Origin of the sequence: Grimontia sp. AD028, from assembly GCF_000973155.1 — a bacterium.
Classification (GTDB): Bacteria; Pseudomonadota; Gammaproteobacteria; order Enterobacterales; family Vibrionaceae; genus Enterovibrio; species Enterovibrio indicus.
Genome location: NZ_LASY01000085.1, coordinates 71,315 through 82,259 on the forward strand (window position 1 = coordinate 71,315; position 10,945 = coordinate 82,259).

The following is a 10,945-nucleotide window of genomic DNA, read 5'->3' on the forward strand; positions in this document are numbered from 1 at the left end:
CAAGATTGTCGCCTATATTGTTCCTACACCTGACATTTTACTTCCTGCTTCACATTTCTTTTAGTTTTGTGCCCGAAATTTGCATCAGTACAGATATATGGCGGAAATTTGCCGTCTATATAAAAACAGTGAAGAAATAACTCAATTTCTTTATCCGTTGACCGATATATAAACAAAGATGTTGTTTAAGGGGGAAGTCATGGTGGAAAAACGTGATTGGATGGATTTCGGACTTATCGCTTTCTGGATTGCAGCCTGGGCATCACTGGTTTACTTCGTGCCTGCGGCAGGTCTTTAAGCGAAAGATAAGCAAACTTGCCTGAATCAGGGCCCATTCAGGCGATAACATTAAAACAAATCCAGTGGCAGGCACGGCGTGTTACTTGGGTAATGCTGACGCTTCAGTATGAATCTATGCTTTAGCGGTTCTCTTCCCGTCTCTCTTCAAAAATAGTTTCACCAGTATCGGCTGCACATAGATAGGAAGTTGCAGCGCTCCAATCAACGGCAAATACAAAGGCCCTAAGAAAGTACCTGCAACAGAGTAGGTGAGTAGTACATTTCTATTCCCTGATGTGATTGCAGCTACGTATGCCTCTGATCTGCCTTTATGCCAATAGACTCCTAGACCGATCATGAAAAACAAAACACAAATTGCCACCGCAATAAACAGCATGGTGATGGCAAAAGATCTGTCGCTATCCCATAACCAACGATATTGACCGGTTAGGCCAAAAGGAAAGCTAAAAACCAGAATGATGGTAAATTGTGCCAGCTTTCCATGAATGCGCGCTAAACGTTCTTCGGGTATTGATTGGTGAACCAAGTAGGAGAGCAACATTGGACCAAAAATGAATATGACGAGCCTGATGCAATAATCTTGAAGATCGAGAGAGAATTCATCCGCACTGAACAGGGCCAGATTGATATAAAGTACAACGGGCATCATTAGTGTGCTGGTAATGGTAAAAGCCATCGCTTTTAAGGGCTCAAACCCAACCGAACGCACGATGGCGGGGGTCGCAAACAGGGTGCCTGTCGCACAAACTGCAGTGGCAGCCATCATGAGCTCGGTGCTTGCTCCAAACACGGTGCCTATAGCGGTGACCGTCAGTGTCGTGACGCCACTATGAACCAGCGCATAAAGCCATGCCTCTTTGTCAGCTACCGATTTTACGAGTGCACGCTGGTCAATACCCATCAAGGTAAACAGCATGAGAGTAAATAATACATAGGGAAGGTATGGCAGAGCAGATTCAGAAAGTTCTGGCAATGCAAAACCTGCAAAGGCGGCAGCGATAAGAAGAACAGAGGAATGTTTACTTAGGAATGCAAGCAAGGTGGTCTCGTCATGTTTGTTAAAATCAGATGTTAACAAACTGAAATGAAATTGATAAATAACTATTAATAATGCATGTGCCTACTCTATGTGTTTGTTCTAAATCAAATTAGTGCCCGATTTTGCTCGCTATATGGTGACCGAATTATCATTTTCGAATAAGAAAAACTAATCATTAAGAGCAAATTAAGTCATTTTATCTGCTATGAGCAAATGATTAGAATTTACTCAGTAAAGACAATCACATAGTGAGGCGGTTATGACACAGGTAGTTAACTTCGCTCCAGCAGTTGCTTCTGTAGAAAAAGTGCAAAAAAACTATGCGGTTTCTTTCAAAGGATTGATTGCCCATGCGATGGACGTAGTGCGCAAACGTGATCTGAATAAAGCAGTTCGTTCAACGAATGAACTTCCAGAGCACATCAAGCGCGATATCGGGCTGATCCGCTAATAGTACATTTCGATATACGAAGAGAAGAAAAGCGTTGGCTATGAGGTCAGCGCTTTTTTATTTTCTTCACCTCAACAATTTATCGTGCTCCTACCTCAATTTTCCCCATTTGTGTACTGGACAAAAACTGGGCGTTTCGTCACTATGATTTACTGATTTGATTCAAATATTGAGAGTGATTTAACGTGGGACTTTTTGACTGGTTATTCAGTAGTAAAGAAAAACCAACGAAAGAAACTGAGGCAACCGAATACAAAGGTTATCTGATTTATCCAGAAGCGAAATCAGAAGGTGGCCAATTTCGAATTAATGGGCGCATTTGCAAAGAAATCGATGGTGAGTTGAAAACTCACAGCTTCATTCGCTCAGACCTTCTGCCTTCTGAAGAAGGGGCGAATGAACTGATGCTCAAGAAGTCTCAATTATTTATCGATCAAATGGGCGAAAGAATGTTTTGATGGATGAGTCCGGTTGCGTATTGCTTTGGGATTCATAAGACCTGACCGAGATCAAAGCAAAAACATTGGATTTCGGTCAAAAAGTACACCAGCGGTTCGTAAGGATACGGAACGTCGCAGAAATGTAGGTGAATGGGAAGTTAATAAGTATTAAATCAGCATGTTAGTCGTAGCGCCTAAAATCAGGTCTGACCTCTGGCCTTAACTAGATGGCGTTATTTTATTACTAAAAGTCATTAAAATTGCCTCGTTAAGGGCTTGCTAATCGATTATTTTAGTATTTTTCCTACAAAACTGTTGATTAAGCTTTTTCAGTTCGCTACAAACAGATTACTTACACTGCCAATAGTCAGGGACTAACTATGCAAATTGGTGTTCCAAAAGAAATACTTGCGCATGAAACGCGAGTTGCTGCCACACCGAAAACGGTTGAGCAGTTATTAAAAATGGGCTTCGAAGTTGTTGTCGAAAAGGATGCTGGTCAACTGGCGAGTTTTGACAATACTGCTTTCGAGCAGGCCGGAGCGAAAATCGTTGATGCCGACACTGTTTGGCAATCTGACATTATCTTCAAAGTTAACGCCCCGCACAAAGACGACGCGGCTGGAATTAACGAAATTGATCTGATCAAAGAGGGCGCAACGCTCATTAGCTTTATCTGGCCAGCCCAGAATGAAGCCTTGATGCAAGATCTTTCCTCCAAAAAAATCAATGTTATGGCGATGGATTCTGTGCCGCGCATTTCTCGTGCACAAGCGCTGGATGCATTGAGTTCTATGGCAAACATTGCCGGTTATCGAGCAGTGGTTGAAGCCGCCCACGAATTTGGTCGCTTTTTCACAGGCCAAATCACTGCAGCAGGTAAAGTGCCACCAGCAAAAGTATTTGTAGCCGGTGCGGGTGTTGCTGGTCTGGCAGCCATCGGTGCAGCGGGTAGCCTTGGTGCAATTGTTCGCGCGTTCGACGTTCGTCCTGAAGTAAAAGAGCAGGTTGAAAGTATGGGCGCTGAGTTCCTGCAGGTCGATTTTCAGGAACAAGCGGGCAGTGGCGATGGCTACGCAAAAGAAATGTCTGATGACTTCAATAAAAAAGCTGCTGAGCTTTACGCTGAGCAAGCCAAAGACGTTGATATCATCATTACTACCGCTTTGATCCCAGGCCGTCCGGCGCCAAAACTGGTGACCAAAGAGATGGTCGATTCGATGAAAGCGGGCAGCGTCATTGTTGACCTCGCTGCAGCGAACGGCGGTAACTGCGAATATACAGAAGCAGACAAAGTGGTTGTAACAGATAACGGCGTTAAAGTTATCGGTTACACAGACATGGTTGGTCGCCTGCCAACGCAATCGTCACAGCTTTACGGTACGAACCTGGTTAACCTGATGAAGCTGCTTTGCAAAGAAAAAGACGGCAACATCGATATCGACTTTGAAGATGTGGTTCTGCGTGGCGTGACTGTCGTAAAAGACGGCGAAATCACCTGGCCTGCGCCACCAATTCAAGTGTCTGCTCAACCTCAAGCGAAAGCAGAACCGATTGCTCCTAAAGAAGAGAAAGTCGAAGAGCCAACTTCACCAGTGAAGAAAATTGCAGCACTGGCTGTGGGTCTTGGTGCATTTGGTTGGGTGGCTTCGGTTGCACCGCCAGCGTTCCTTTCACACTTCACCGTATTTGTATTGGCTTGTGTAGTCGGTTACTACGTGGTTTGGAATGTGACACATGCTCTGCATACTCCGCTGATGTCTGTAACGAACGCCATTTCCGGTATTATCGTTGTGGGCGCGCTACTCCAAATTGGTCAAGGCAACGGTGTGGTTTCTTTCCTGGCCTTTATCGCCGTTCTCATTGCAAGCATCAATATCTTTGGCGGCTTCACAGTCACCAAGCGCATGCTTGAAATGTTCCGTAAAGATTAATAGGAGTAGCAAAGAATGTCTGCAGGACTAGCACAAGCAGCCTATATCGTTGCTGCATTGTTTTTCATCCTGAGCCTTGCTGGCCTATCAAAACAAACGTCAGCACGATCAGGTAACTACTTTGGTATCGCTGGTATGAGCATCGCGCTCATCGCGACCATCTTTGGCCCATATGCTGAAGGTCTTTCTTGGATCTTTATCGCTATGGTGATTGGTGGTGCTATCGGTATCTACTACGCCAAACGCGTAGAAATGACTGAAATGCCAGAACTGGTTGCGATCCTACACAGCTTTGTAGGTATGGCTGCCGTTTTGGTCGGTTACAACAGCTACTTAGAGCCACCAGTATACGCTGGCGAGTTTGCACACACTGAACACGTTATTCACATGGTGGAAGTGTTCTTGGGTGTGTTCATTGGTGCAGTGACTTTCACAGGCTCGATTGTCGCGTTTGGTAAGCTACGCGGTATCATTTCGTCTTCTCCCTTGAACTTGCCACACAAGCACAAGATGAACCTGGCGGCGGTTGTGATTTCAACACTGCTGATGGTTTACTTCGTGAAGGCAGACGGCAGCATGTTTGCGCTGCTTGTGATGACATTGATTGCTTTTGCATTCGGTTATCACCTTGTGGCATCAATCGGTGGCGCAGATATGCCGGTTGTCGTTTCAATGCTGAACTCATACTCAGGTTGGGCAGCAGCGGCGGCAGGTTTCATGCTAGCAAACGATCTGTTGATCGTTACCGGTGCACTGGTAGGCTCGTCGGGTGCAATTCTGTCTTACATCATGTGTAAGGCCATGAACCGTTCTTTCATCAGTGTTATTGCTGGTGGTTTCGGTCAGGAAATCTCAGTGTCGTCTGATGTTGAGTACGGCGAGCACCGTGAAGTGTCAGCTGATGAAGTTGCAGAAATGCTGAAAGACTCTCGCTCTGTGATCATCACTCCTGGATACGGTATGGCTGTTGCTCAGGCACAGTACCCGGTGCACGAAATCACTGAAAAGCTTCGTGCCAAAGGTGTTGATGTTCGCTTTGGTATCCACCCTGTTGCGGGTCGTTTACCGGGCCACATGAACGTACTGCTCGCGGAAGCAAAGGTACCGTATGACATCGTTCTGGAAATGGACGAAATCAACGAAGACTTCCCAGAAACAGACACAGTTCTTGTTATCGGTGCGAACGACACGGTTAACCCGGCAGCAATGGAAGATCCAAACAGCCCAATCGCTGGCATGCCAGTTCTTGAAGTATGGAATGCGAAAAACGTTATCGTATTCAAACGTTCAATGAACACAGGTTACGCTGGTGTTCAAAACCCGCTGTTCTTCAAAGAGAACACGGCGATGCTATTCGGTGACGCCAAAGAGAGTGTGGACGCTATCTCGAAAGCGATCTAATCGCATACTTCGAATGAATCAGGCCAGCATCTTGCTGGCCTTTTTTGTGCGAGAAAACAGCAATTAGCGCGACTTCTTGCATAGACTCTTACAAACTACTGACATTGTGAAATATTTTGGTGGTAACCTCATGCCATGCAAAAGTTTCTGATTGTTTTTCTTACCTTGCTTAGCTCACACGCTTGGGCAAATGTGTCGTTCCCTGAACAGCTCAGTGCGTTCAGGCTTTCGCTATTGGCTGAACGTCCGATCGCTACTTATGCATTAAATGCTATCCACAGCGAATACCCAAAAGCGCTGCTTGTCCCTGATAGCTTGCTCCCTCAATCAGCCAACTATCCGCTTAAAGATCTAAAACGTCTTTATCAATCCTCCGAAAAATGCAAAGGGCCTTGGCCTGTGAGCCCTCTGGTCACCGATCCATTGGTGTTTACCCGAGCGATGTGTTTCAACACTCAACTGCCTTCGGTGTGGTTCTCCCGTTCTAACCTCATTCATCCGGGGGGAGGCAGTTACGCGGCAAAGTATGTTGAAAAATTCCCGGACCGCCGCGATGAGTTACTTCGCTTTTTTCACATCAAAGAACGGTTGTTATCACCACCTGAAACCTTGCTTGGCCGTTTGCAGCGTATGCCAGAAAATGGCATCAATGCGCTGAATGGCGGGGCAGAGTCCATTCTTTCAGGCGATGATTTGTGGCTTAGGGAAGGTAGCCAATACAAGGTTTATAGCTCGGATGTATGGTTACCCCTGCTTGAAAAACAACACCTGCTTGCCTCTTCGATTGACGACAATGGGTTCTGTTTATCCCGCATTGGTAATGTGTGTTGGAATCAGAAGCAAGCGCCCTCATATTGGTCACAGTTGGTTGTGATTCTTGCTGTCATCAACTTGCTCTGGATTGCTGGCTGGGTGTTTAACCGGTGGACGGTAAAAAGACGCCTGATGCAAGAAAGAATGCTGGTACTTCAAATCCTGACACATGAACTGCGCACGCCGATCGCGAGTCTGGGCATGACGGTAGAAGGTTTCCGCAGAAAATTCGACAGTCTGCCAGAGCCTCTTTATGATGAGTTTCGTCGCCTTTGTGAAGATTCTATGCGTCTGAAACAATTGGCCGAGGCAAGCAAAGATTACCTGCAGTCAAACCAGCAGCAACTTGTCAGAGAGAGCATTCCTTCCTTGAAAGATTGGCTTGGTTACCTCTGTGAAGAACGTCAGGTAGAATTGCAGGTCAAAGAAGATGGACCGATAGCGGTCAACATATACTGGTTGACGACATCGCTCGACAACCTTATAAGCAATGCCAAAAAATACGGGAAAACGCCCGTCGTGGTGTTTGCCGAAATTAATAACGGTCAGCTCGCTATCCGAGTGCAGGATCAGGGAAGATTGACCGCAAAAGACTGGAAAACAATTCGAAAACCTTTTGTCAGCGAAAAAGGCCTCGGGCTTGGTCTGACAATTGTTGAAGCAATGATAGAAAGGATGGGGGGCAGGCTGACATTGTCTGGGCCGCCAACCACATTTACTTTGGAGATACCTTGTGACCCAACAAACGACTCTGTTGCTGGTTGAGGATGATGCTAACCTGGCGGATGGTCTTCTCGCCAGCTTGGAACAAAACGGATACAAATGCTTGTACGCAGATTGTGCAAGTAAAGTTGAAGCGCTTTGGGCGCAGGCTGATCTTGTAGTTTTGGATCGTCAACTACCGGAAGGCGATTCTATGGAATGGCTACCGGCATGGAAAAAAATTAAAGATGTGCCGATCATTATGCTGACAGCGATGGTGTCGGTTCGTGATCGTGTTGGTGGCCTTGATTCAGGCGCGACCGACTACATGACTAAACCTTTTGCAGAAGCAGAACTGCTGGCGCGAATTCGTGTGCATCTTCGCCGTCCTATTACTGAAGGGGAAAGTGTAGCTGACGACATTGCGGTCGGTAAGCTGAGAATTAATCTCTCTACGCGCTCAGTTATTTGCTCTGAAAGTGAAGTTATCCTGACCCGTACTGAATTTGATTTACTGGCTTTTCTGGCAAAAAATGCAGGCCGAGTGTTCACTCGTGATGAGCTTCTGGATCAGGTTTGGGGTTATAACCATTACCCAACGACTCGTACGGTTGATACGCATGTGTTGCAGCTCCGCCAAAAGTTGCCCGAGGTAGAGATCGAAACACTGCGTGGTGTTGGTTACCGGATGAAAATGCACTGATGAAGCAGGCGGTATATCTCTTTCTATTCCTAATGCTTCCATTTGGAAGCTCTGCTGCGTGGTTCAGTGGTTCAGACGCGCTCACGTCTGCCCACCAGCGCTTGCTTGAAGGGAATACCGCCCAAAGCTTTGAAGCCATGATTGAAGCTTGGCAACAGGAAAAAACGGATACTGAACAAAGGCACCTGACTGAGTTATTGTCTCTTGCAATCAGCGAGGATTGCGGCAGAAGTTTAAGTACTTTGTCGTTACCGAAATGGCTTCAAGCGGTTGTCATTCGTCGTGAAACGGTGCAGACACCGAACAGGGTCTACTATCAGTTTTCTATCTATGGCTCGTCAGATTCTGGCGTCGCTAACGTCACCTTTTCGGAGTGGCCTGATACTAAACTGGTGGTCTCGAATCTAACCCCGGACAACGCTAACCGTTTCAAACTGGATATAGAAGGGCTCTCTGGTGCTGTTCATGCTGGTCTTTATAAGCTTGAACTCACGTCAACCGACGGTGAGAGTTGGTCTTCCTGGGTGCTGGTGTCACAGCCTGAGCCCATTCAGAAAATCAGTTGGAAAGACAGTCGTAGCTGGCGGATCGCACCGCCGACAGACTTAAAAAGCACCTGTCCGAGACCTTTCTTGTCGATGAATCTCTATCAAACCGACGTGGGGCAGGATGCACCTATATGGTCTGATGAAAAGGACAAAAACCTTCCTACCTCATTGCCAGTGATTGATGTCCCGAACGGACAATATTGGTTCTCTGTCGCGCTGATAGAAAGGCGGTGGCAGGGTGCAATTTTGTTCGAGGATGTTCAAAGAATCGCCAGATTTATTGATTTGCCTGATATTGATCTCAGAGAACTTTCTTTAAAACCCAATCAAGAATAGGTTTCTTAACTTTATTTCTTTGATCTTCTATCAATAAAACAACACACAGTTTTGAGTGTTGTCACACCTTCAAGAATTGTCTCTTTATTGCTAATTGGCTTCTACTACGATTTGTAGAGAAAGTAGACACAATGCCGTTTTTGAGTACACATGCTCACAGTGTCTCCCGCCTTTGAACCATTGAGATGGAATTCTTGCCATGAAAAAGAGCTTACTTGCACTCAGCATTGCGCTGACTTCCTTGCCTGCGCTGTCTGCTAACTACAGTATTGATACCCGAATTGATGCAATGGGTGGTGCTGGTACGGCCGCCGCGGATTATCTTTCTGCTGGCTTTCATAACCCTGCACTGGTTGCGATGGATCCAGATAGCGCATTCGGTGTGCTTTTCCCCGTTATTGGTATTCAGGTTCGCGACCCTGATGAACTGGTAGACGCCATGGAAGATTTTGGGGATGTGTATGACACTTTTACCAGCGATCCTACGAATACGAGTAACCGTGATAATGCTGCGAATGCATTGAGCAACCTCAACAATAAGTTGGCTTACCTCAGCGGCGGAATTGGCGGAGCCATTGCGGTTCCAACTTCCACGATTTCGGGCAACTTCTTTGTCAAAGGCTATACGGAAGCCATTGTTATGCCTGAGGTCTCACAGGCTGATATTGATGCCATTAGCGGAACGACAGGCCCTGGTAATGTACCTTCCTCATTGACGTCGAAAGGTCGCGTTCTAGCATTCGGTGTTGTTGATGTAGGTTTGGCTCTGGCGGGTAACCTTGAACTTGCAGGTCAGCGTATTGCTGTCGGTGTGACACCTAAATCCCAGCAGTATTATACCTACCACTATGAAGTTGACATCAATAACTTCGAAGGGGACGATTGGGATTCAGATGCTAACCGTACCGAAGAAAGTGCGTTTAACGTAGATCTAGGTGCAGCATGGCAAACAGGACCTTTCCGTGTTGGTTTTGCAGCAAAAAACCTGATTTCACAGGAAATTAAAACCGTAAATTACACCCGTGATTACACCTATCATATTGAGCCCCTCTATACTGTTGGCGGTGCTTTTGTAACAGATCTCTTTGTCGCGGCGATTGATGTGGACTTGAACGAACAGAAGCGTTTTTCTGCATCAAGTGGGCCCGCGATTGTGGACAATACACAATTAGTGCGCCTCGGTGCTGAGTTTAATGCGTTCGGTTGGGCTCAACTCAGAGCAGGGTACATCAACGATTTGGAAGACACCTTGGATGGTACAGTAACGCTCGGCCTTGGCTTATCGCCATTCAATACCGTTCATTTTGATCTGGCTGCCCAGCTCATTGATAGCAATAGCTATGGCGGTTCTGCACAACTGGCATTTACCTTCTAAGGTAATTGGCAGTAGAATGTGCGACTTCTGAAACAGAGTGATTTCGAGGTCGACAATGAACGGTATGCCAACACTGAGCCATGCTGAACAACAAGAAGCAGCCGAGCGTATTCACGCTTTAATGGCACAGGGCATGAGCAGCGGTGAGGCCATCATGTTAGTGGCCAATGAGATTCGCGAGCGAGAAGCGTCGAAAAAAGATGATTAATGTGAAAGCGGCCAATAAATGGCCGTTTTCTTTTTCTGGCTTGACGTTATCCTAGAGGTAAGATTTTTAACCATATTTTCTATATGGGAATAAGCAAGTTAGAGGAGCGACGTTGAACGATCGGTTAATGCTGGCAAAGACATTCGCTCGTGCGCGTCACGAAGGGCAACGTTACGGAGAGTTTCCGTACCACGTGCATTTAGATGATGTAGAAAAACTGGCACAACCGTTTGGGATCAACGCAATGATCGTGGCTCAACTGCACGATGTGCTGGAAGATACAACGACGAGTGTTGATGAGTTAGTCCAAGATTTTGGTGATAAGATTGCGTTGTCTGTCAGTTACCTTACGGATCCGGTCGCGGGTGACAGAGGAGAGAAAAAGCGACAACTCAATCAACGTTTTCTCCAACTTGATGAGACCGATGAAGCCGCGAAACTAGCATTGATCGTCAAAGCTTGCGATCGATTATCCAATGTCAAAGCCTGCCGGCTTTTTCATCCGGAAAAATTCGTGATGTATCAGAAGGAACATTCTGAATTTCGCAAAGCTGCCTATCGATATGGCTTGTGTGAAATGATTTGGTGGGAACTGGATATGCTGATTGAAGTTGGGGACAAGATAGCCCGATATTAAATCTCATACCAATCACAGTAAGTAGGTGATCAGAAATAGCGCAGGAAAAATGCTCGAG

General features: G+C 46.3%; 11 protein-coding genes. 10 read left to right on the forward strand and 1 reads right to left on the reverse strand.

The annotated features are described in order from the left end of the window. Positions 1 to 412: 412 nt before the first annotated feature. Positions 413 to 1,339: a hypothetical protein gene (locus tag RN22_RS18030; protein WP_197076315.1), complete on the reverse strand. Its 927-nt coding sequence runs from the start codon at positions 1,337 to 1,339 to the stop codon at positions 413 to 415. A gap of 259 nt (positions 1,340 to 1,598) precedes the next feature. Between RN22_RS18030 and RN22_RS18035 the strand changes: the two genes are divergently transcribed. From RN22_RS18035 to RN22_RS18075, 10 genes are all read left to right on the forward strand, one after another. Then, positions 1,599 to 1,790 carry a hypothetical protein gene (locus tag RN22_RS18035; protein WP_046306409.1) on the forward strand — a complete coding sequence of 64 codons (192 nt, stop codon included), beginning with the start codon at positions 1,599 to 1,601 and terminating at the stop codon, positions 1,788 to 1,790. Positions 1,791 to 1,975: 185 nt separating this feature from the next. Beyond that, a complete protein-coding gene (locus tag RN22_RS18040) occupies positions 1,976 to 2,248 on the forward strand; it encodes an HlyU family transcriptional regulator (protein WP_046306410.1) in 273 nt (90 codons plus the stop codon). Between the two features lie 362 nt (positions 2,249 to 2,610). Continuing rightward, positions 2,611 to 4,164, forward strand: coding sequence for a Re/Si-specific NAD(P)(+) transhydrogenase subunit alpha (gene pntA, locus RN22_RS18045; RefSeq protein ID WP_046306411.1), 1,554 nt, complete (start codon positions 2,611 to 2,613; stop codon positions 4,162 to 4,164). Positions 4,165 to 4,179: 15 nt separating this feature from the next. After that, positions 4,180 to 5,565 carry a Re/Si-specific NAD(P)(+) transhydrogenase subunit beta gene (gene pntB, locus RN22_RS18050; RefSeq protein ID WP_046306412.1) on the forward strand — a complete coding sequence of 462 codons (1,386 nt, stop codon included), beginning with the start codon at positions 4,180 to 4,182 and terminating at the stop codon, positions 5,563 to 5,565. Positions 5,566 to 5,700: 135 nt separating this feature from the next. After that, on the forward strand, positions 5,701 to 7,143 hold the full coding sequence (locus tag RN22_RS18055) for a DUF3404 domain-containing protein (RefSeq protein WP_002535895.1): 1,443 nt from the start codon (positions 5,701 to 5,703) through the stop codon (positions 7,141 to 7,143). Continuing rightward, entirely contained in the window at positions 7,112 to 7,783 is a 672-nt protein-coding gene (locus tag RN22_RS18060) for a response regulator transcription factor (RefSeq protein WP_046306413.1), read from the forward strand. The genes RN22_RS18055 and RN22_RS18060 overlap by 32 nt, the downstream gene beginning before the upstream one ends. Beyond that, positions 7,783 to 8,667 (forward strand): DUF2861 family protein, encoded by an 885-nt coding sequence (locus RN22_RS18065; protein WP_046306414.1) that lies wholly within the window; start codon positions 7,783 to 7,785, stop codon positions 8,665 to 8,667. Before RN22_RS18060 ends, RN22_RS18065 begins: the two co-directional genes overlap by 1 nt. A 199-nt stretch (positions 8,668 to 8,866) precedes the next feature. Next, a complete protein-coding gene (gene traF, locus RN22_RS18070) occupies positions 8,867 to 10,042 on the forward strand; it encodes a conjugal transfer protein TraF (RefSeq protein ID WP_046306415.1) in 1,176 nt (391 codons plus the stop codon). Between the two features lie 55 nt (positions 10,043 to 10,097). After that, positions 10,098 to 10,250, forward strand: coding sequence for a YoaH family protein (locus tag RN22_RS24755; protein WP_002535891.1), 153 nt, complete (start codon positions 10,098 to 10,100; stop codon positions 10,248 to 10,250). A 112-nt stretch (positions 10,251 to 10,362) separates the two neighbouring features. Continuing rightward, on the forward strand, positions 10,363 to 10,887 hold the full coding sequence (locus RN22_RS18075; protein WP_046306417.1) for an HD domain-containing protein: 525 nt from the start codon (positions 10,363 to 10,365) through the stop codon (positions 10,885 to 10,887). Positions 10,888 to 10,945 lie beyond the last annotated feature (58 nt).

Excerpts from the sequence above, each read along its gene's own strand:
- pntB (WP_046306412.1), top strand. The coding sequence starts at position 4,180 with ATGTCTGCAGGACTAGCACAAGCAGCCTATATCGTTGCTGCATTGTTT.
- traF (WP_046306415.1), top strand. The coding sequence starts at position 8,867 with ATGAAAAAGAGCTTACTTGCACTCAGCATTGCGCTGACTTCCTTGCCT.
- RN22_RS18055 (WP_002535895.1), top strand. The coding sequence starts at position 5,701 with ATGCAAAAGTTTCTGATTGTTTTTCTTACCTTGCTTAGCTCACACGCT.
- RN22_RS18065 (WP_046306414.1), top strand. The coding sequence starts at position 7,783 with ATGAAGCAGGCGGTATATCTCTTTCTATTCCTAATGCTTCCATTTGGA.
- RN22_RS24755 (WP_002535891.1), top strand. The coding sequence starts at position 10,098 with ATGAACGGTATGCCAACACTGAGCCATGCTGAACAACAAGAAGCAGCC.
- RN22_RS18035 (WP_046306409.1), top strand. The coding sequence starts at position 1,599 with ATGACACAGGTAGTTAACTTCGCTCCAGCAGTTGCTTCTGTAGAAAAA.
- pntA (WP_046306411.1), top strand. The coding sequence starts at position 2,611 with ATGCAAATTGGTGTTCCAAAAGAAATACTTGCGCATGAAACGCGAGTT.